We start from the raw sequence: 20,005 nt of genomic DNA, 5'->3' as shown, positions 1-20,005 counted from the left end.
CGTTTTCTGCTATCGTTGGGTGCCGGTCAGTATGGCAGAGCAGGCGGGCAGGGGAAAGCCCCGAGCGTTGCCGGTCAGGCCGGATCGCGCGGCAGGTCGAACCAGGCCTCACCCATGGCAACGATGCAGGAGGTGCCCGAGGCATAGGCGATGACCATGGTCCAGTCACCGGCCGGGTCGAGCCATAACTCCATGATCTCTTCGGGATTTCGCAGCCCGGATGAGGCCTTGGTCGCGCCGCTGCGCAGGCTTAGCCGTTCGCTCATGCGCTGGCTGGGCTCGCAGAGCACCTCTGCGATGGGCGAGGCCGCGAGCGCGGGCATCGGGGTCAGAAAGGGAATCAGCAGGGCGATGCGCATACAGGCAAGTGTAACGGGCTGATGACATCGCGCAACAAAAACGCCCGAAGCGATGCTTCGGGCGTTTGCAGGGGCTTTGCGATGGATCAGAAGCGGTAGTTCACGCCAATCGTTGCGACGGTGGCGCCGATCCCGGGGGTGCTGCCCTCGAAGTCGTTGAATTCGCTGTACGAGACTTCGCTGTTCAGGGTCACGTTCGGGGTGATGAAGGTTTCGGCGCCGAGGCCGACGAAATAGCCGCCCGACGAGCTGGCCTTGTAATCGCCGCCGGTGAGGGTGCCATGGGCATAGCCACCGTTGCCGTACCAGAGCGTGCGGCCCGTATCATAGCCAAGCCGACCGCCGACGCGGGTCATGCTGTGCAGCTCGGTGTCGCGACCGATTTCCATGTTGGAGTGCTTGTAGTCGATCAGGCCACCACCGACCCAGTCGCCAAAGTCCACGTCATATCCCGCGCGCACGCCAGAGACAAAACCGCCCTCGTCATCGGCGGCGCCCGAGCCAAGCTGGAGGCCGACCGAGCTGCCGGACCAGTTGTAATCAACCGGCGCGGGGGCGGGCGTCATGTCCACGACGGGCTGGGTTTCGACCGGCGTGGGGGCCAGAGAGCCTGCCAGAGCGGGCGTGGCGGCAAGGAAAGGGAGGAGGAAAAGCGGCTTCAGAGTCATTGTCGACTACTCCATTGATTCATTTGGGTAACCCGCAGGCCAATGCAGGCGGGCATCGGATGGGTATATAGCGCTTCGCGAGCCGATTACCTCCTGATCCGGGTCACAACATCGTGCTGTCGTTGCGTGGTGGCAGGTGCGGTGCCGGTTGCACGAGTTGGCCGGGGCAGAGGCCGTGCCCATGCCATCTGTTTCGCCGATGCAGGGGCGGTGCAACCCGTCGGATATGAGGCGGATCAAGGGGCCCTGTCGCGACGTCAGGCTGGTTGCGCGGCGCACCGCCACCGATTGGCGCCGGTTCCGGCAGTGCCTTGCCGGTGGCGGGGCCGGGGCGGCGCGGGGCTTTGAAAGCGCCGCAGCCGGTGTCTAGCTGAGGACAGAAGGCGCGGGGATGGTCCCGCCCGACAACCACTCGGAGACAACATGACACTCAATGGAACCCTGACGAAATCCGCCGTGATCCTTGCGCTCGTGGTGGCCCCCGTGGCCCCGGTGATGGCCCAGAGCGTTGACAGCCCGCAGGCCCCCGCCCAGTCCCCGGCGCCGGTCGCCCCTGAAGCCGGCTTCAGCGAAACCGAGCTGACATCCTTTGTCGATGCGGCCCTGTCGGTGCAGGCGGTGCAGCAGGAGTATGCCGCCCGCATCGAGGCCACCCCCGAGGCCGAAGACAAGCAGGCGCTGGTGATGCGGGCACAGGACGAGATGGTCACCGCCGTCGAGGCGACCGAGGGCATGGACGTTGAGACCTACAACGAGATCAGCGCCGCCGCGCAAGCCGATCCGGCGCTGAACGAGCGGTTGATGGCCATGGTCCAGACCCGTGCGCCGCAGACGCCGCCCACCGCGACGGAATAACTCAATTCGGGCGTCCCGCATCGGGGCGCCCGTGGTCAATCCGTCGGCGAGGTGTCGGGCGGGGTTTGCGGCAGGACCGCATCGTCGGGCACCGTCTGAGAGCCCGGCACATAGACCACCTTGCCCAGCGTCTCGTCGCGCCCCGACTTGCGCTGCTTGAGCACGCCTTCGACGATGTAAAGATCCTCGACCGCGTAATCCGTCCAGACATTGTCCGCGCCGCGGATCGAAATGGCCGGTTTCACCTGTGCATCGAAAAGCTGGAAATACTCCGGGTCGGCCCCGGATCGGAAGGCGCGCATCACCGCCAGAACCTCGTCGAAATCGGTGATACGCTCATCGACGACAAAGGCGCACAGCGCCTCGTAACCGCCGCCGCCGACCCCGACGACCAGCGCAGGCACCCAGACCAGTGGGTTCGCCAGCGTCGCCGCCGCGCCCGCCAGCCCGCTGGTTCCCGCCGCCGTGGCGCTGCCAAGCGCTGATCCCAGCAGCGTTGCGCCGGTCTTGGAATTGACCAGCGTATAAACGCCCGTCGCGCCGCCGCTGACCGCCTGCCGCGCGCCGCTGCCCTCGATCAGTTTGCTCGGGCGGTAATCGCAGACCTCGGCCAAGGCGCCCTGCGCCGAAAGGCAGGCGGTCAGCGCCACGCCAAGTGTCATCCAGTGTTGAGTGCTCATCGTGCCACATCCTGTGTCCAGACACCGTGCAGCAACACCGACGCCGCCGAGTCTGCAAGCAACATTCAAGCGATCAGAGGGGCGGGGTTGTCGCGCCGCGCAGTCATCGGCAAAGCGCCGCCGTGTTCATGCAACGCAAGCTTTGCGCCGGACCTGAAAAGGGCACCCCGTGGGGTGCCCTTTTGCGATCAGTTGTCCATTTTCAGCGCCGAGATGAACGCTTCCTGCGGGATCTCGACCTTGCCGAACTGGCGCATCTTCTTCTTGCCGGCCTTCTGCTTTTCCAGCAGCTTCTTCTTGCGCGTGGCGTCGCCGCCGTAGCATTTCGCCGTCACGTCCTTGCGCAGCGCGCTCAGGGTCTCGCGGGCGATGACCTTGCCGCCGATCGCCGCCTGAATCGGGATCTTGAACATGTGGCGCGGGATCAGGTCCTTGAGCTTTTCGCACATCGCCCGGCCGCGCATTTCGGCGCGGTCGCGGTGCACCATCATCGACAGCGCATCCACCGGCTCGTCATTGACGAGGATCGACATCTTGACCAGCGCATCCTCGCGATACCCCTCGAGGTGGTAGTCGAAAGACGCATAGCCCTTGGTCACCGATTTCAGCCGGTCGTAGAAATCGAACACCACTTCGTTGAGCGGCAGATCATAGACCACCATGGCGCGCGGCCCGGCATAGGTCAGATCCAGCTGGATGCCCCGCCGGTCCTGACACAGCTTCAGCACGTCGCCAAGGTAATCGTCAGGCACAAGGATCGTCGCCTTGATGCGCGGCTCTTCGATGCGGTCGACCTTGGTCATGTCGGGCATGTCGGCGGGGTTGTGAAGGTCGATCTTTTCGCCGTCCTTCATGTACAGATGATAGACCACCGAGGGCGCGGTGGTGATCAGCTCGATATCGTATTCGCGTTCGAGCCGGTCGCGGATCACCTCAAGATGCAGCAGCCCGAGAAAACCGCAACGGAAGCCAAAGCCAAGCGCCGCCGAGGTTTCCATCTCGTAGCTGAAGGACGCATCGTTCAGCGCCAGCTTTTCGATGGCATCGCGCAGGTCTTCGAATTCGGCCGAATCCACTGGGAACAGCCCGCAGAACACCACCGGGATCGACGGTTTGAAGCCGGGCAGGGGCTTTTCGCAGCCCTTTTTCTCGTGCGTGATGGTGTCGCCGACCTTGGTGTCGCGCACCTGCTTGATCTGGGCGGTCAGAAAGCCGATCTCGCCCGGTTCCAGCGTGTCGACCGTCTGCATCGCGGGGCGGAAGACGCCGATGCGGTCCACCGGGTATTTCGCCCCGGTCTGCATCATTTTGATGTTGTCGCCCTTTTTCAGCACGCCATCCATGATGCGCACCAGCACGACCACGCCGAGATAGGCGTCGTACCACGAATCGACCAGCATCGCCTTGAGCGGCGCGTTGCGATCGCCCTTGGGGGCGGGCAGGCGCTTCACGATCGCTTCCAGCGTTTCGGCAATGCCGATGCCCGACTTGGCCGACACCAGCAGCGCCTCGGAGGCGTCGATGCCGATGACATCCTCGATCTGTTCCTTGACGCGCTCGGGCTCCGAGGCGGGCAGGTCGATCTTGTTGAGCACCGGGACGATCTCGTGATCGGCGTCGATGGCCTGATAGACGTTGGCGAGGGTCTGCGCCTCGACGCCTTGCGTGCTGTCGACCACCAGAAGCGAACCTTCGACGGCGCGCATCGAACGGCTGACCTCATAGGCGAAATCGACGTGCCCGGGCGTGTCGATCAGGTTGAGCACATAGGTCTCGCCATCCTGCGCGATGTATTCGATGCGCACGGTGTTGGCCTTGATGGTGATGCCACGTTCGCGCTCGATATCCATCGCATCGAGCATTTGCTCCTTCATCTCCCGCTGGGTGACGGTGTTGGTGGACTGAATCAGCCGGTCGGCCAGGGTGGATTTCCCGTGGTCGATATGGGCGACGATGGAGAAGTTGCGGATGTGCGAAAGCTCGGTCATGATTTTGGGGATATGCGGTGGAATAGGGCGTCGGTCAAGGTGGGTTGTTGCGACGAGGCCCGCGAGCGCGCTTCTGCGCCTTTAATAACGCGAGCAGGGGCCGCCCTGTCTGTTCTTCCCGGTCGAGCCGGGGCAGTGGATTGGCCGGTCGGCAGCAGTGAAGGTGACAGGCGATTCCATTCAGGCATGCGGCCCGGGATCCGCATCCAGCAGATTCGCGGTGTTCAGGGCCCGGTTGGCTACATTCCATTGGGTGTTGCGCCGACTGCCGTTCGCGACAAAACCGATCAGCTCTGCGCTGCCACTGCCGGCCCGATGCGGGAGGACCGTATCAAGCCCGGCCAGCGATGCCGCCGTGCTGGCAACGGTGTTTGCGGTGTGAGTGTTTCTGCTGAGTGAATTGTGGAAAGTCGTCGCCCCGACCGGTCTGCTGATGACGGGTAGTGCAAAGGCACCCAACGCCAGAACGGCTGTCGCAAGAACGTTGGGAGTCATCCTGTTGACCCGCCACGCTTCAAAACGGAACGCGACTATAGCTCAGAAGGTGTCACAAACGGCTTTGTCGCCCAAATCCCGTCAGGGAGTCATTGTGTAATTCCAGCATGATAGCTGGGAGGTATGAGCCGTTGGTCCCCCACGGCATAGAAGACCACGTACTGGTCGTTTTACACAGACAGCCTGAGGCAGCGCGGATCGTTGGCGATACCTTGACCGGCAGTTCGTGCTTGCGCGTGTGCGAGGTTGGCTTGATCCCGAGATGACATGATCGCCAATGCACGTTCAGCGATACCGCGATCCAAACGGTAGCGGGTAGCGTCCTCGAACGTGGTGTCATCGCAGCGCCGACTCTGTGGGCGAGTAGGATGGTCGTGCGACCGGGCTTATCGCCGTTGAGCAGGAAATCCATGAGACCCAGCAGATACAGAAAGCTCGCCCAGCGGGCGCCCTGCACGTAGATTGTATCTCTGCTTCGCGACAATTTTTCCCGGATTGACAGCAAGCACGCAGCCAAGGGGAGAAGGGGACTTTGCGCCCCGCTGCAAATGAGAAGACCCCGGGGAGGGAAACCCGGGGTCCGTACGTGCCTTTGCCCGCTTACGACAGGCCCTGTTCAGGGTCAGGTGGCGTGGTTGTTATAGAAGGAGTCGACCTGCCTTTCGGCGTCGTCCTTGGCGATGCCATAGCGCTCCTGAATGACGCCGACAAGCTTTTCGCGATTGCCCTCGGTGCGGTCGAGATCATCGTCGGTGAGCTTGCCCCACTGGATCTGTGCATCGCCCTTCAGCTGTTTCCATTTGCCTTGGATTACATCCCAATTCATCGGAGGTTCCTTTCTCTGGCAGTCTTGGCCCGCCTCGTCGCGGGGTTCGACATGACAACCCGCGCGCCAAAGGAAAGGTTCCGCGCGGCTCAGACGAATTGTTCGCGGATCAGCCGTTCCTCGAGCCCATGTCCGGGATCGAACATCACCCGGTGCGTCACGCTGGGTTCCGAGCGGATATGCACCCGCAGCACGTCGCGCACCGACTGGCTGTCGGCTTCGGCCATCACCGGGCGCTTTTCGGGTTCGAGCACTTCGAAGGTGACCTCGGCGCCCTTGGGCAGCAGCGCGCCGCGCCAGCGCCGGGGGCGGAAGGCGGCGACGGCGGTCAGCGCCAGCACATCGGCACCGATCGGCAGGATCGGCCCATGCGCCGAATAATTGTACGCAGTCGATCCCGCCGGCGTTGCCAGCAGCGCGCCGTCGCAGACCAGTTCGGGCAGGCGCAGCTTGCCATCAACATGGATCGCCAGCCGTGCCGCCTGCGGGCCGCCGCGCAGCAGGGACACCTCGTTGATCGCCAGCGCCTCGTGGATCGAGCCGTCCGCGCGGTGGGCGCGCATCGACAGCGGGTTGATCACCGCTTCCTCGGCCGAGGTCAGCCGTTCCTTCAGCGCATGTTCGGAATAGGCATTCATCAGGAACCCCACCGTGCCCCGGTTCATGCCATAGACCGGCACCGCCAGTTCCTGCGTGCGGTGCAGCGTGTGCAGCATGAAACCGTCGCCGCCCAGGGCGACGATCACATCCGAGCCAGCCTCGGCGTGGTTGCCATAGCGGCGGGTCAGCCCGGCAAGGGCTGCCTGCGCGATGGGCGCGTTGGACGCGCAAAAGGCGATCTTCAGCGGCATGTGTTTCCCTTCGCGCGGCCTTGGGTCCGAAACAATCACAAGTTTCCCCAAGCTTCCAGAGACGTCGTTCCTCTACTGCGCAAATGCCGCTTTGATCCCTTTGCGCGGGGGGCGCTTTCCTTTAGGTAGGCGCCACATGACGAATCCTTGACACCCGGGAGACCACGCCCATGAACGCACCGCACCGCGATGACGGCTTCTTCACTCAGGAGCTTGCCGAACGTGACGCCGAGCTTTTTGCCTCGATCACCGGTGAACTCGGTCGCCAGCGCGACGAGATCGAGCTGATCGCCTCCGAGAACATCGTCTCCCGCGCCGTGATGCAGGCGCAGGGCTCGGTGATGACCAACAAATATGCCGAAGGCTACCCGGGCAAGCGTTACTACGGCGGCTGCGATTGGGTGGACGTGGCGGAAAACCTCGCCATTGATCGCGCCAAGCAGCTGTTCGGCTGCGAGTTCGCCAATGTGCAGCCGAACTCGGGCAGCCAGGCGAACCAGGGCGTGTTTCAGGCGCTGATCCAGCCGGGCGACACCATCCTTGGCATGAGCCTCGACGCGGGCGGGCACCTGACCCACGGCGCCAAGCCCAACCAGTCGGGCAAGTGGTTCAACGCCATCCAGTACGGCGTGCGTCAGCAGGACAACCTGCTGGACTACGATCAGGTGCAAGAGCTTGCCACCGAGCACAAGCCCAAGCTGATCGTGGCGGGCGGCTCTGCCATTCCGCGCCAGATCGATTTCGCCCGGATGCGCGAGATCGCCGACAGCGTCGGCGCCTACCTGATGGTCGACATGGCGCATTTCGCTGGCCTCGTGGCGGGCGGCGAGCATCCGTCGCCCTTCCCGCATGCGCATGTGGCAACCACCACCACCCACAAGACCCTGCGCGGCCCGCGCGGCGGCATGATCCTGACCAATGACGAGACCATCGCCAAGAAAGTGAACTCGGCGATCTTCCCCGGCATTCAGGGTGGCCCGCTGATGCATGTCATCGCCGGCAAGGCCGTGGCCTTTGGCGAGGCGCTGCAGCCGTCGTTCAAGACCTATGCCAAGCAGGTGATCAAGAACGCGCAGGCGCTGTCCGATCAGCTGATCAAGGGCGGCCTTGATACCGTGACCCACGGCACCGACACCCATGTGGTGCTGGTCGACCTGCGCCCCAAGGGCGTCAAGGGCAACGCCACCGAAAAGGCACTGGGCCGCGCCCATATCACCTGCAACAAGAACGGCGTGCCGTTCGACCCGGAAAAGCCGATGGTCACCAGCGGCATCCGTCTGGGTTCGCCCGCCGGCACCACGCGCGGCTTTGGCGAGGATGATTTCCGTCAGGTCGCCGACTGGATCATCGAAGTGGTCGATGGGCTTGCCGCCAATGGCGAGGATGGCAACGCCGAGGTCGAGGCCAAGGTGAAGGCCGAGGTGCAGGCGTTCCTCAAGCGCTTCCCGATCTATCCGACGCTCTGATCTTCGGGGCTGCATGACAGGGGCCGGTGCCACGCGCACCGGCCCTTTTTTCATGGCTGCGGGGCAGGGGCCTTGACCTGCCGAACGGGGCTGTGTCGGTAGGCCGCTGAGGCAGAGCCTTCGCCCGCGTTGCCTGCGCTGGTCGGCCGCGCCCCTCGTAGTGACAAGCAAGCCCGCTACCCGCTCTTGACGCGCCCGGTACGGTCAAGGGTTGACGCCGGGCATGGCTGTGCCAGTTTGCCGCGAGGCCCGCGGTCCGGCGGTAGCCAGCATTCCGGATCCTGTCATGCCCGAACCCGTTTCCAACCCTCTGTCCGTCCTGCGCATTCCGGCGTTTCGCAACCGCTGGGGGGCGTCGCTGGTATCCAACCTTGGCACGCTTGTGCAATCGGTCGGCGCGGGCTGGATGATGACGCAGATCTCGGACTCGGACGCGATGGTCGGCTTGGTGCAGGCCAGCGTGACGGTGCCGACGATGCTGTTTGCGGTGTTCGCGGGCACGCTGGCCGACAGCCATGATCGGCGCAAGGTGATGATCGGGGCGCAGCTGTTCATGATGGCCTCGGCAACGCTGCTGACGCTGCTGGCGTGGGGCGGGCTGATGACGCCGTGGCTGCTGATCGGGCTGACCTTCATGATCGGCACCGGATCGACCTTCTTCAACCCGTCATGGCAGGCGTCGATGGGAGACATCGTGCCGCGCTCGGATCTGCCGGCGGCGGTGGCGCTCAATTCCATGGCGTTCAACGCCATGCGCTCCGTGGGGCCTGCCATTGGCGGCATCATCGTGGCGGCGGCGGGGGCGGCGGCGGCCTTTGCCCTGAACGCGGTCAGCTATGTGGCGATGATCGTTGCGCTGTGGCTGTGGAAGGCGCCGGTGCCGGACAACGCCTTGCCGCGCGAGCCGCTGAGTCTCGCGATCCAGTCGGGGCTGCGCTACGTGGCGATGTCTCCGAACCTTGTGAACGTGATGGGGCGGGCGTTCCTGTTCGGGCTGGGGGCGGTGGCGGTGTTGTCACTGCTGCCGGTCATCGCGCATGAGCGGCTGAAGGGCGATGCCACCACCTATGGCGTGCTGCTGGGCTGTTTCGGGGTGGGCGCCATTTTTGGTGCGGTCTTCAATGCGCGGCTTCGGGCGGCGATGGACAACGAGCATATCTGCCGGCTGGCCGCAGTGGTCGGGGCGGCATCGACGCTGGTGCTGGCTTTTGCGCCGGTGATCTGGCTGTGCCTTCCGGCGCTGTTGTTCAGCGGCGCGGCATGGGTGATCGCGCTGTCGCTGTTCAACGTGACGGTGCAGCTGTCGACGCCGCGCTGGGTGGTGGGGCGCGCCATCGCGCTGTACCAGTCGGCCAGTTTCGGCGGCATGGCGCTGGGCAGCTGGCTGTGGGGCGCGGTCTCGGACGGGCAGTCGCTGTGGGTGGCGCTGTGCGGCGCGGCGGTGACGCTCGCGCTCGCGGCGCTGGTCGGGCTGCGGCGGGGGCTGCCGGAATACGGCAATCTTGACCTGTCGCCGCTGGGGCTGTTCCGCGAGCCGATGTTGCAGCTGGATGTGCAGCCGCGCAGCGGGCCGGTGGTGGCGATCACCGAATTCGAGATCGCCCCGGCGGATGTGCCGGAATTCCTCGAGGTCATGGCCGAGCGCCGCCGCATCCGCATTCGCGACGGGGCGCAGAACTGGGTGCTGATGCGCGATCTGGAAAACCCGCGGATCTGGCAGGAAACCTATCACGTGCCGACATGGGTCGAATACATTCGCCACAACACCCGGCGCACCATGGCCGATCATGGCACCTACGAGCGCTTGCTCGGGCTGCACCGGGGCGAGGGCAAACCGCACACCCGGCGCATGATCGAACGCCACAGCCTCGCGCGGGGGCGCGGCGGGGTGTACCGGTTCGATGTGTAAGGACGCCGCCGGTCGCAGTTCACAGTTGCTGTCAGGGAGGGGTGCGCCCATCCCCGCGCCTCGCGCCCACAGCCGCCTCGGGCGAGACAGGCAGCCAAGGGGTATGTCTTTTTGCGAAGTCGCGATAAGCTCTTTGTCCAAGCGCTCAGGATAGGGCGCAGCGAAGAACGATCGACGACACCCAAGGGAGGACTGAATTCCAATGAAGATGACGATTGCAAACGCCCCGATAGCTGCGCTGATGGGCGCCCTGACATTTACACTGGCCGCGCCGCAGGCGCTGGCTCTGGATGATGCGGCACAGTTGAAGCTCGGCGAGATCGAGTACATGGCGAACTGCGCCTCCTGCCATGGCCCCGGCGGCATGGGCGATGGGCCAGTGGCAGAGGTGCTCAGCACCCAGCCAAGTGATCTGACGCAGATTTCCAGCCAATACAGCGGCATATACCCGGCAGATGAGGTGTATCGCGTGGTCTCTGGCCAGAACATGATCAACCCGCATGGCAGCCGCGAGATGCCGGTCTGGGGGCCGCGCTACTGGCAAGTCGCCGCCGATCGGGCCGCGTCGGTGCCCCATGATGTCGACATGCAGGCCATGGTTCACGGAAGGATCACGGCCCTCGTGCAATACATCGAGTCGATGCAGTCAGACTAAGCGTGCGCGGTCGCCCTTTGCCCGGCGTTTGATGGCAAAGGGCGCCGCAGAGGCGCGTGCTCAGACTCGCCAGGACATACCGAAGGCGCATTGTCCGCTGTCTTTTGACAGGATTTTCCGTATGCTTTCTGGCGTGCGATCAGCTCTTGCGGCGCCGCGCCAGCAGGCCAAGCCCGACACATCCGGCAAGCGTCAGCGGCAGGGTCGCGGGCAGCGGCACTTTGGCCGTGTCGTCGATCGCGGCGGAGTAGATGTAGGATGACTGACCCGCCGAGCCCGACAGCGTCAGCGACAGGTTGCGCCCGTCACTGAAAGACACAGATACCGTCGCGTTCGGAACCGCTGCGCCGCCGTTGTTGAAGAACACGCTGCGGAAATTCGTCGTGCTGTCGGCGGTGTTGATGGCGTCGAGTTCGGCGCGGAAACGGAAGGCTTCGGTCGGGTCGAACCCTGTGGTGGTGTAGGCGAGCGACGTCGTCCCCGAGGTTTCGTTCGCCACGCTCTGCCCCACGGTGCGGCTGGCGGTCAGCGACCCGCTGACCACGGTTTCGTTGTAGATGTAATCGAACCAGTACCCCGGCGCATTGATCGCAAAGGTGAAGGCGGTGATGGTTTCGACATCCGATATGTTCATCAGGGTGAATTGCGGCCGGTCGCCGCTGGAGGCGGTGGTCGCCACGGTCAGCTGGAAACCGACCGTTGCGGCATGGGCGCCAGTTGCGCAAAACGCGGCCACAAGGCTAGCGAGAACAATACGATGAGACAACATCGAGGCGGAGATCCTTGAACGGGATGGGCGAAAGACGAAGGCAGCTTCGAGCTTTGCAGCATGCGTTCGCAAGGAATCGCGTTGGCTTGGCGCAGTCTGGCGCTTGGCGCGCATATGGGCCCGGCGCGGGTTTCAGGCAAGGGAATCTTGCTTGCCTCGGCAAGGATCTGGCGGCGCCGTCTGCAACGCTGCCACGCGCCCAATCCACGCCATGCAAAAGGCCTGCCGTTTCCGGCAGGCCCGATAGGTCTGATCGCTGCGCTGGCGGTGTCAGGCCGGGTCTTTGGCGTAGCGCAGGTAGGGCAGCTTGATGTCCAGCGCGCCGTATTTCTCGGCGGCTGCGGCGTCATCCAGCGACAGGGCAACGATCACGTCCTTGCCGTTTTCCCAGTTCGCAGGCGTTGCCAGCGGCGCGCCATAGGTTTTTTGCAGCGCGTCGAGCGCCCGCAGCACCTCGGCAAAGTTGCGGCCCACCGACATCGGGTAGGTCATCATCAGCTGCACCTTCTTGTTGGGCGCGACGATGAAGACCGACCGCACGGTGGCGCTGTCTGCCGGGGTGCGCCCATCGGGCAGGTAGGCATCGGCGGGCAGCATGTCGAGCGCCTTGGCGACCTCGAGCCCCTCGTCGGCGATGATCGGGAAACCGGCGCTGGCCCCGGCGGTCTTTTCGATGTCGCTCTTCCACGACTTGTGCTCTTTGACACCGTCTACGGAAATGCCCATCACCTTGGTGCCGCGCTTGGCCCATTCATCCGAAAGCTGCGCGACGGCGCCGAATTCCGTGGTGCAGACCGGGGTGAAATCCTTGGGGTGCGAAAACAGGATCGCCCAGTCCTCGCCGATCCAGTCGTGCAGGTCGTACTCGCCAAGGTCGGTGGTGACGTGAAGGTTGGGGATCTCGTCATTGATGCGCAGAGCCATGATGTCTTCCTTTCCTGTGGAAATCTGTCGGCTTTGGTCTTGTTTCTTTAGATACATTCGGAAATCACAAGCGCAAGACCCCGGCTTGCGGATGGCGGGGGAGAGTGACAAGGTGTCGCTCAATGCAAGAATATGATCAAATTCGAGACTACGGAGAGACGACATGATCGAGAAGCGTCAGTTCTACATCGACGGAGCCTGGGTCGATCCGGCCGCCCCGCGTGACCATAACGTGATCGACCCGGCGAGCGAAGATCCCTGCGCGGTGATCTCGCTGGGCGATCAGGCGGATACCGATGCGGCGGTTGCGGCGGCCAAGCGCGCCCTGCCGGGCTGGATGGCGACGCCGGTGGCAGAGCGCATCGCGCTGGTCGAGAAACTGCTGGCCGTCTACCAGCGCCGCGCCGAGGAAATGGCGCAGGCGATGACGCTGGAAATGGGCGCGCCGATCGCGCTGTCGCGCAGCAGTCAGGTCGGGGCGGGGCTGTACCACCTTGGCAATTTCATCGCCGCCGCCAAGGATTTCCAGTTCGAGACCAGCTTTTCCGAAGCCCATCCCGACACCCGGATGATCCACGAGGCGGTGGGCGTCTGCGCGCTGATCACGCCGTGGAACTGGCCGATGAATCAGGTGACGCTCAAGGTTGGCGCGGCGGCCATTGCCGGGTGCACCATGGTGCTGAAACCGTCCGAGGAATCGCCGCTGTCGGCGCTGCTGTTTGCCGAATTCATGGATGAGGCGGGCTTCCCGAAAGGCGTGTTCAACCTTGTGAACGGCGATGGCGTGGGCGTGGGCACGCAGCTGTCCTCGCATGTCGATGTCGACATGGTCAGCTTCACCGGCTCGACCCGCGCCGGGCGGGCAATTTCTGTCGCGGCGGCGGAAACGCTCAAGCGCGTGCATCTGGAACTGGGCGGCAAGGGCGCCAACCTGATCTTTGCCGATGCCGACGACAAGGCGGTCACGCGCGGCGTGCGGCACATGATGCAGAACAGCGGCCAGAGCTGCAACGCACCCTCGCGCATGATGGTCGAGGCACCGATCTATGACCGCGTCGTCGAAGAGGCCGCGGCAGTGGCAAAGTCGGTCACCGTGGGCGCGCCCTCCGAAGATGGCCCGCACATCGGCCCGGTGGTCAACGCGGTGCAATACGGCAAGATCCAGGCGCTGATCGAAACCGGCATCAAGGAAGGCGCGCGGCTGGTCGCTGGCGGCCCTGGTCGCCCGGAGGGGTTCAACAAGGGCTTTTACGTGCGCCCGACCGTGTTCGCCGACGTGACACCGGACATGACCATTGCGCGCGAAGAGATCTTCGGCCCGGTGCTGTCGATCATGAAGTTCGAGACCGAGGCCGAGGCGGTCGAGGTGGCCAATGACACGCCCTATGGCCTGACCAACTACGTGCAATCGGGCGACACCGAGCGTCGTCACCGGCTCGCCCGCCAGCTGCGCTCGGGCATGGTCGAGATGAACGGCAAGAGCCGTGCGCCGGGGGCACCTTTCGGGGGCATGAAACAGTCGGGCAATGGCCGCGAAGGGGGCATTCACGGCATCCACGATTTCCTTGAGATCAAAGCCGTCAGCGGCTGGTCCGCCGAGTGAAACAACGGCGGAGGGCGTCTGCCCTCCGCCATCCCCCGACCTGCGGGGAAGGCCATGCGGAGCGTCCTTGACAGCCGCAGGCAGCAGGTGACGCGGCTTTGACCCTGTTCTCAAAGCCCCTCGCGCATCCCTGCAACATTATGCATACGCCATTCACCGCGCTTGTCGTGATCCGTGCCCGCGTTGGTCGTGCCCGGAGGAGACAGGGTGCGCTGCGCCTTTTCTTTGACTTTACGTCAACTGCGCGCTTAAGTTGATCTCATAGCTGATCTGATTTGAAATATGAGGGTATTATGGCCTCGTTGATTTTGCCCGGCCAAGTGATCCGTTCCGGCGCGCCCGAAGACGTCCCGCCCGCGCTGAAGGGGGCGATGGAGATCACCGAGGTGCACGAAGTGCTGGTGAGCGCCGCGCGCGGCGGCGATGCCCCGGACCGCACCCACATTGATGAAAGCGCGGAAACGGACATCGTCGAGATCCAGCTCGAGAGCGGGCTGAAGCTCTGGCAATCCGTGGCGGATGCGCGGCGCGATTTCGCTGGGGTCGAACGTTCAATCGCCGATCAGGCGCTGCTGGTGCCGCGGGTGCTGCCGCTGTCGCGCGGGGCAGAGCGCGGCGCAGGGGACTACGCGGTGCGCGCGGTGCGCCTGCTGCGCACCAACCTAGCGGGCAAGGCCGGAGAGATGAGCGCGCTTGCCCTTGCGCAGCATATCGAAAACGCCAGCGACCATGGATTTCATCGCTGCACCCGCAGCGCCTCTGGCATCCAGTTGGTGCCGACCGGCAAGATCGACGCGGGCAAACCGATGCTGGTGCTGGTGCATGGCACGTTTTCTTCGACGAGCGGCAGTTTCGACGATCTCGCTGTCGGGGATGACCTGTGGCCGGTGCTGGAGCGCGCCTTCCCGGCGGGGATCTTTGCACTGGAACACCGCTCGGTCACGGTCGACCCGATCGAGAACGCCCGCGATCTGCTCATGGCGTTGCCCAAGGGCGCGCGGGTGACGCTGCTGTCGCATTCGCGCGGTGGGCTGGTGGCGGAGCTGGTGGCCCGCGCCGCGCGGCCCAAAGGCGAGGCGCCGTTCGATGACACCGACCGCAGCATCCTGCGCAAGGCGGGGCGCGATGTTGCGATGCTCGAAGAGCTCGGCGCGCTGATCACCGAGCGCGGCCTGACGGTGGAGCGGATGATCCGCGTTGCTGGCCCCTTGCGTGGCACGCCGCTGGCGTCGGGGCGGCTTGACCGGGTGCTGTCGATCGCACTCAACAGTTTCGAGCTGATCCCGGCGCTCAAGGCATCGGTCGCTTACGAGCTGTTCAAGGCTTATCTGCTGGGCTTTGTCGCGACCAAGGCCGACCCGGAACTGCTGCCGGGGCTCGAGGCGATGATGCCGCGCGCGCCGCTGGTGGCGATGGTCAACCGGGCGGACCTGCGGCTGGGCGGGGCGCTGCATGTCATCGCCGGTGACAACGAAGGCAAGGGCCTGCTGCGCAAGCTTCGCAATCTGGCGCTGGATCTGTTCTTCGAGGACGACAATGATTTCGTGGTCAATTACGCCTCGATGAGCCGGGGCGCGGCGCGCATCTCCGCGCCGGTGCTGACGCCGATCCGCACCGCCGAGATCACCCATTTCAGCTATTTCGGCACGGGCGCCGCACGGGGTGCCATCCTTGCGGCGATCCGCTCTGACCTTGGCGCGCCGGCGCTGGGCGGCGATCTGCCCATCGATGACGACCCAGAGGGGTTCGAGATCGTGCAATCGCGCGGTGCATCGGATCTGCCGGTCTGCATCTTTCTGCCCGGCGTGATGGGCAGCCATCTTTATCAGGGGAAAAACTGGGTCTGGTCGAACCCGCTTCAGATGGTGACGGGCGGGCTGTCGCTGCTGCGCTATCCGGGCAACGATGTGCGCCCCGGCAACCCGATGAAGCGCTATTACGGCGATCTGGCCAATTACCTTGCCCGCACTCACCACGTGATCGCACTGCCCTATGACTGGCGCGAGAGCGTGCTGACCACCGGGGCGGGGCGGCTGGCAGCGGTGGTGCGCAAGGCGCTGGCGCAGACGCAAAAGCCGATCCGCTTCATGGCGCATTCCATGGGCGGGCTGGTGGTGCGCGCCTTCATCGACGCGCATCCCGATCTGTGGGCCGAGATCCGCCGCCGCAAGGGCAGCCGCTTTGTCATGCTGGGCACGCCCAATGGCGGCGCGTTTTCGATGGTGCATATGCTGATGGGCCGGGCCAAGAACATTCGCCAGCTGGAAATGGCCGACTTTGCCCATGACATGATCGAGCTGCTGGACATCGTGTCGGGCATGCCGGGGCCGGCGCAGTTGCTGCCGGTGGATGCACAGGGGCATTACCTGACGCGGCAGGCGTGGCAAGAGCTGCGCAACATCGACAACGGCCCGTGGGTGGTGCCGCCCGAAGCATCGCTTAAGGCGGCGCGCGCGGCGCACCGGCTGTTTGCCAGTCAATCGCTTGACCCGGACCTCACCTGCTATGTCGCCGGGCTTGGCCCCGAGCTGACGCCAAGCGGGCTGCGCATCGATCAATCCGCCGCGCCGGGCAAGCGGGTGCAGTTCATCGCCACCCGCGCGGGCGATGGCACCGTGACATGGGCCACGGGCATCCCCAAGGGCATCGAGCCCTATTACCTGCCGGTGGTGCACGGCGATCTGGCGCGCACCAGATCGGCGTTTCCGGCGCTGGCGGAGCTGCTGGAAAAGGGCGAAACCTCGGGGCTCAGCCGCACCCGTCCGGCGCTGGCACGCGGCGCGCAGGCCCCGGTGGTGATGCCCGACGCGGTGCCGCAGATCTATCCCGAACCGCAGGATGTGGTTGACGGGATGCTGGGGGCGGGCGGCCCTGCGCCGCTGGGCACAGGCAGCGATCTGCCGGTGACCGAGGTCACATTGCGCCACGGCGATCTGCGCTTTGCGAGGCATCCGGTGCTGGTCGGCCATTATCTGGGCGATCCGATCAACGGCGGAGAGGCGGCGCTGGACCAATGCCTTGATCACAGCCTGTCAGCGGTGCGCGAACTGGGGCTTTATCCCGGCGAGGCGAAAAGCTGCGAGGTCATCCTGCGCCTTGGCCGCAACCCGGGCGGCGCGGTGGTGGCCGGGCTTGGCCCGTTTGGCGATCTGACGCCCGGCGCCTTGCGCGAAACGGTCAACCGCGCGGTGCTGCGCTATGCCATGACCCTGCGCCGCCGCGCCGCCGAGGACGGCAAGTCGCTGGCCGAGATGGACCCGATCCGGCTGACCAGCGTCGTGATCGGCCACAAGGGCGCGAACATGACGGTGCAGCAATCGGTCCAGGCGATCCTCGAAGCGGTGGCCGACGCCAATCTGACCCTGCGCGACACCCCGATCGCCAAGCTCGAATTCATCGAGATTTACGAGGATACGGTGTTTCAGGTGGCCAGCGCGCTGTATAGCGCCAGCCGCGACGGGCGGGTGGCGGGGCTGATCCGTTTCGATCATCGGATCCGTCCCGGCGACGGCGCGCAGCTGCGGATGGATTACGCCAGCCAAGAGGACAGCTGGCAGCGCATCATCGTCACCCGCAACGCGCAGCGCGCCGATGTGCTGGATTTCACCGCCATCACCGAAGGCGCGCGGGCGGAGTTCAAGAAGACCTCTGTGCAGGCCGAGGTCATCGACCGGCTCCTGCGCGAAAGCCGCGAAGGCACGGCGACGAAGCGCACCCTTGGCAAGCTGCTGTTCGAGCTGATGATCCCGATCGAGCTCAAGAGCTTTGCCAAGAACGACCAGAAGATCCAGCTGGTGCTCGACAGCAGCACCGCCCACATCCCGTGGGAGCTGATGGAGGACGACATCAACACCTTTGGCGAGGGCCTGTATCAGACCATGGCCACGCAGGATTTCAAGCCGATGGTGATCCGCACGCCGATCATCCGCCAGCTTGCGATCGAGGGTCGCCCGGTGCCGCGCGCCCGGCTCGACACGGCGCTGGTGGTCGGTGATTCGATCAGCGCCTTGCCGCCGCTTGATGGGGCGCGGCGCGAGGCCGAGCTTGTGCAGCGACTGCTGCAAGACGAGGCGGGTTATGATGTCACCGCGATGATCCGCTCTGACAGCGGGCTTTCGGTGCTGGAGGCGGCGCTGCTCAAGCCGACCAAGATCATGCATTTCGCCACGCATGGGGTGTACGATGACAGCGGCGATATCCACACGGCGGGGCTTGTGCTGTCGGATGGCATCACGCTGACTGCCGCTGAGCTGCGGCAAATGCGCTATGTGCCGGAATTCGTCTTCCTCAACTGCTGCCATCTGGGCCGGGTGCAGCCCAATGTCGGCCCGATTGCCGCCAGCCTGTCGCAGGCGCTGATCGAAAAGGGCGTGCGGGCGGTGATCGCCGCTGGCTGGGAGCTGGACGACGCTGGCGCGCTGCTGTTCGCCGAGAGCTTTTATGGCAGCCTGCTGGCCGGAAACCGCTTTGGCGACGCGGTGCATCATGCGCGGCTCAAGGTGTTCCGCCGCTACCCCGACACCAACACATGGGGCGCGTATCAATGCTATGGCGATCCCGACTACACGCTGCACGATGATGCCGCGGACACCGCGTGGAACGGGCGGCGGCGGCAGTATTATTCGGCGGATCACGCCTGCCGCGCGGCGCGCAACATCGCCTGCGATGTCGGCAGCCCGCATCGGGGCCGCGACGAGCTGATCCGCGAGCTTGATGAGATCGAGCGCGCCGCCGATCCCGACTGGCATGACAATGCGCAGTGGACCGAAGCCATGGGCCGTGCCTATGCCAAGCTTGATATCTACGCCCCGGCCATCGCCATGCTGGAACGGGCCACGCGCGGTGGCCGCTCGGACTCCAGCATCGGCGCGATCGAGATGCTCGAGGACCTCAAGGTGCGCAAGGCCACGCAGGACTGGACGCAGGCCGAGATCGACGCCGCAAGCGCCCCCGATGATGCCCGCGCCAAGGCGCAGGAACTGGCCGATACGCTCAAGGCGCAGCAGCAGGCGGTGACCAAGGCGGCGCTGGCGCGGCTGTCGGCGCTGGATGCGCTGATCGGCGGCGCCGAGGGGCCGCTGCTGACCGTGCGGCGCGAGTCGCTCAAGGGCTCGGTGACCAAGCGGCTGGCGCTGGGGCGCAATCCCGGAGCGCCGCGCCACGCCGCGCTAAAGGACATGGTGGCCTGCTATGAATCCTCGATGCGGCTGACGGCGCAGGCCGATCCGGGCGGCCCGCTTGACCGGCACGCCACCTACAACTGGCTGTCGGGGCATCTGGCGCTGGGCACCGACCTGATCGAGGGGCAGCCGCTGAGCGCATGGTTCGACCGGCTGCTGGCCGAGAATGCCACTGCCGAAAACGCCGATCCGGAATTCTGGACAGCGGCGCTTCCGGCCGAGGTCGATGTGCTGCTTGGCCTGCTGGCGCAGCCGCAGGAACGCCCGCAGATCTTTGCCCGCTTCGAGACCTGTTTCCGCCACGCATGGGCGCGGGGCGGGGCCTACGCGCAGGCACGCGCCATCCGCGAGCATGTGGCCTTCCTGCGCTTCCTGCATGAAAACGACGCGGAAAAGGCCGACTGGATGCGCCGGGTGCAGATGTTCCTCGACGACCTGACATGGAGCTATCGCAGCGATCAGCCGCGCGAATTCTAGCCCTGTGCATTGCCGCCCGTCGGGCGTCTCGGTGGCGCGCGATGTGCCCGGCGCTGACCACCGTGGCACAGCCCGGCTTCGAGATCGGCCACGCCGCGGTGCAGCACCTGATCGGCATGCGTGAAATCCCGCGCGAAGCGAGTGATTTCGCCACCGGCATGCGGGTGCGCGTGTCTGGCAGGCAGGAGAATGGTGGGTGATGACGGGCTCGAACCGCCGACATTTTCGGTGTAAACGAAACGATGTGCCGCCAAGCTATTCATTTCTGGCCCACAACGCTACTTTCACACAACATTTTCG

General features: G+C 64.9%; 16 protein-coding genes. 7 read left to right on the top strand and 9 right to left on the bottom strand.

Annotated elements, in window-relative coordinates; translation table 11 throughout:
* Positions 1 to 74: 74 nt before the first annotated feature.
* Together Q4543_RS18230 and Q4543_RS18225 are read right to left on the bottom strand one after the other, a co-directional pair.
* Complete coding sequence (locus tag Q4543_RS18230; protein WP_216002950.1) at positions 75 to 359, bottom strand: hypothetical protein; 285 nt, start codon at positions 357 to 359, stop codon at positions 75 to 77.
* Between the two features lie 86 nt (positions 360 to 445).
* Positions 446 to 1,027, bottom strand: coding sequence for an outer membrane protein (locus tag Q4543_RS18225; RefSeq protein WP_303440635.1), 582 nt, complete (start codon positions 1,025 to 1,027; stop codon positions 446 to 448).
* A gap of 423 nt (positions 1,028 to 1,450) precedes the next feature.
* On the opposite strand from Q4543_RS18225, the gene Q4543_RS18220 reads away from it, so the two are divergent.
* Positions 1,451 to 1,882 (top strand): DUF4168 domain-containing protein, encoded by a 432-nt coding sequence (locus tag Q4543_RS18220; RefSeq protein WP_303440633.1) that lies wholly within the window; start codon positions 1,451 to 1,453, stop codon positions 1,880 to 1,882.
* Between the two features lie 35 nt (positions 1,883 to 1,917).
* Here the strand turns inward: Q4543_RS18220 and Q4543_RS18215 are convergent, their stop codons facing one another.
* From Q4543_RS18215 to Q4543_RS18195, 5 genes are all read right to left on the bottom strand, one after another.
* Positions 1,918 to 2,562 carry a hypothetical protein gene (locus Q4543_RS18215; protein WP_303440631.1) on the bottom strand — a complete coding sequence of 215 codons (645 nt, stop codon included), beginning with the start codon at positions 2,560 to 2,562 and terminating at the stop codon, positions 1,918 to 1,920.
* A gap of 188 nt (positions 2,563 to 2,750) precedes the next feature.
* Positions 2,751 to 4,550: a translation elongation factor 4 gene (gene lepA / locus Q4543_RS18210; RefSeq protein ID WP_216002946.1), complete on the bottom strand. Its 1,800-nt coding sequence runs from the start codon at positions 4,548 to 4,550 to the stop codon at positions 2,751 to 2,753.
* 180 nt (positions 4,551 to 4,730) lie between these two features.
* Complete coding sequence (locus tag Q4543_RS18205) at positions 4,731 to 5,045, bottom strand: hypothetical protein (RefSeq protein WP_303440628.1); 315 nt, start codon at positions 5,043 to 5,045, stop codon at positions 4,731 to 4,733.
* Positions 5,046 to 5,667: 622 nt separating this feature from the next.
* Positions 5,668 to 5,871 (bottom strand): CsbD family protein, encoded by a 204-nt coding sequence (locus Q4543_RS18200; RefSeq protein ID WP_216002944.1) that lies wholly within the window; start codon positions 5,869 to 5,871, stop codon positions 5,668 to 5,670.
* An 89-nt stretch (positions 5,872 to 5,960) separates the two neighbouring features.
* Positions 5,961 to 6,722: an NAD kinase gene (locus tag Q4543_RS18195; RefSeq protein ID WP_216002943.1), complete on the bottom strand. Its 762-nt coding sequence runs from the start codon at positions 6,720 to 6,722 to the stop codon at positions 5,961 to 5,963.
* Positions 6,723 to 6,892: 170 nt separating this feature from the next.
* Here Q4543_RS18195 and glyA point away from each other — a divergent pair, with 170 nt between their 5' ends.
* From glyA to Q4543_RS18180, 3 genes are all read left to right on the top strand, one after another.
* Positions 6,893 to 8,188 carry a serine hydroxymethyltransferase gene (gene glyA / locus Q4543_RS18190; protein ID WP_303440625.1) on the top strand — a complete coding sequence of 432 codons (1,296 nt, stop codon included), beginning with the start codon at positions 6,893 to 6,895 and terminating at the stop codon, positions 8,186 to 8,188.
* Between the two features lie 286 nt (positions 8,189 to 8,474).
* Positions 8,475 to 10,097, top strand: a complete 1,623-nt coding sequence (locus Q4543_RS18185) for an MFS transporter (protein ID WP_216002941.1) — start codon at positions 8,475 to 8,477, stop codon at positions 10,095 to 10,097.
* Positions 10,098 to 10,299: 202 nt separating this feature from the next.
* On the top strand, positions 10,300 to 10,752 hold the full coding sequence (locus Q4543_RS18180) for a c-type cytochrome (protein WP_303440624.1): 453 nt from the start codon (positions 10,300 to 10,302) through the stop codon (positions 10,750 to 10,752).
* Positions 10,753 to 10,891: 139 nt separating this feature from the next.
* Here Q4543_RS18180 and Q4543_RS18175 read toward each other — a convergent pair whose 3' ends face one another.
* Together Q4543_RS18175 and Q4543_RS18170 are read right to left on the bottom strand one after the other, a co-directional pair.
* Positions 10,892 to 11,521 (bottom strand): VPLPA-CTERM sorting domain-containing protein, encoded by a 630-nt coding sequence (locus Q4543_RS18175; protein WP_303440623.1) that lies wholly within the window; start codon positions 11,519 to 11,521, stop codon positions 10,892 to 10,894.
* A 270-nt stretch (positions 11,522 to 11,791) separates the two neighbouring features.
* Entirely contained in the window at positions 11,792 to 12,445 is a 654-nt protein-coding gene (locus Q4543_RS18170; protein WP_303440622.1) for a redoxin domain-containing protein, read from the bottom strand.
* Between the two features lie 163 nt (positions 12,446 to 12,608).
* On the opposite strand from Q4543_RS18170, the gene Q4543_RS18165 reads away from it, so the two are divergent.
* The 3 genes from Q4543_RS18165 (at position 12,609) to Q4543_RS18155 (ending at position 19,905) form a co-directional block, all read left to right on the top strand.
* Positions 12,609 to 14,048 carry an aldehyde dehydrogenase family protein gene (locus Q4543_RS18165; RefSeq protein WP_303440620.1) on the top strand — a complete coding sequence of 480 codons (1,440 nt, stop codon included), beginning with the start codon at positions 12,609 to 12,611 and terminating at the stop codon, positions 14,046 to 14,048.
* 293 nt (positions 14,049 to 14,341) lie between these two features.
* Entirely contained in the window at positions 14,342 to 19,705 is a 5,364-nt protein-coding gene (locus tag Q4543_RS18160; protein ID WP_303440618.1) for a CHAT domain-containing protein, read from the top strand.
* A 41-nt stretch (positions 19,706 to 19,746) separates the two neighbouring features.
* Positions 19,747 to 19,905, top strand: coding sequence for a hypothetical protein (locus Q4543_RS18155; protein ID WP_303440616.1), 159 nt, complete (start codon positions 19,747 to 19,749; stop codon positions 19,903 to 19,905).
* Positions 19,906 to 20,005 lie beyond the last annotated feature (100 nt).

The sequence above is a fragment of the Salipiger sp. 1_MG-2023 genome, from assembly GCF_030547555.1.
Lineage (GTDB): Bacteria > Pseudomonadota > Alphaproteobacteria > Rhodobacterales > Rhodobacteraceae > Salipiger.
This window is presented reverse-complemented; position numbering and strand designations above follow the sequence as displayed.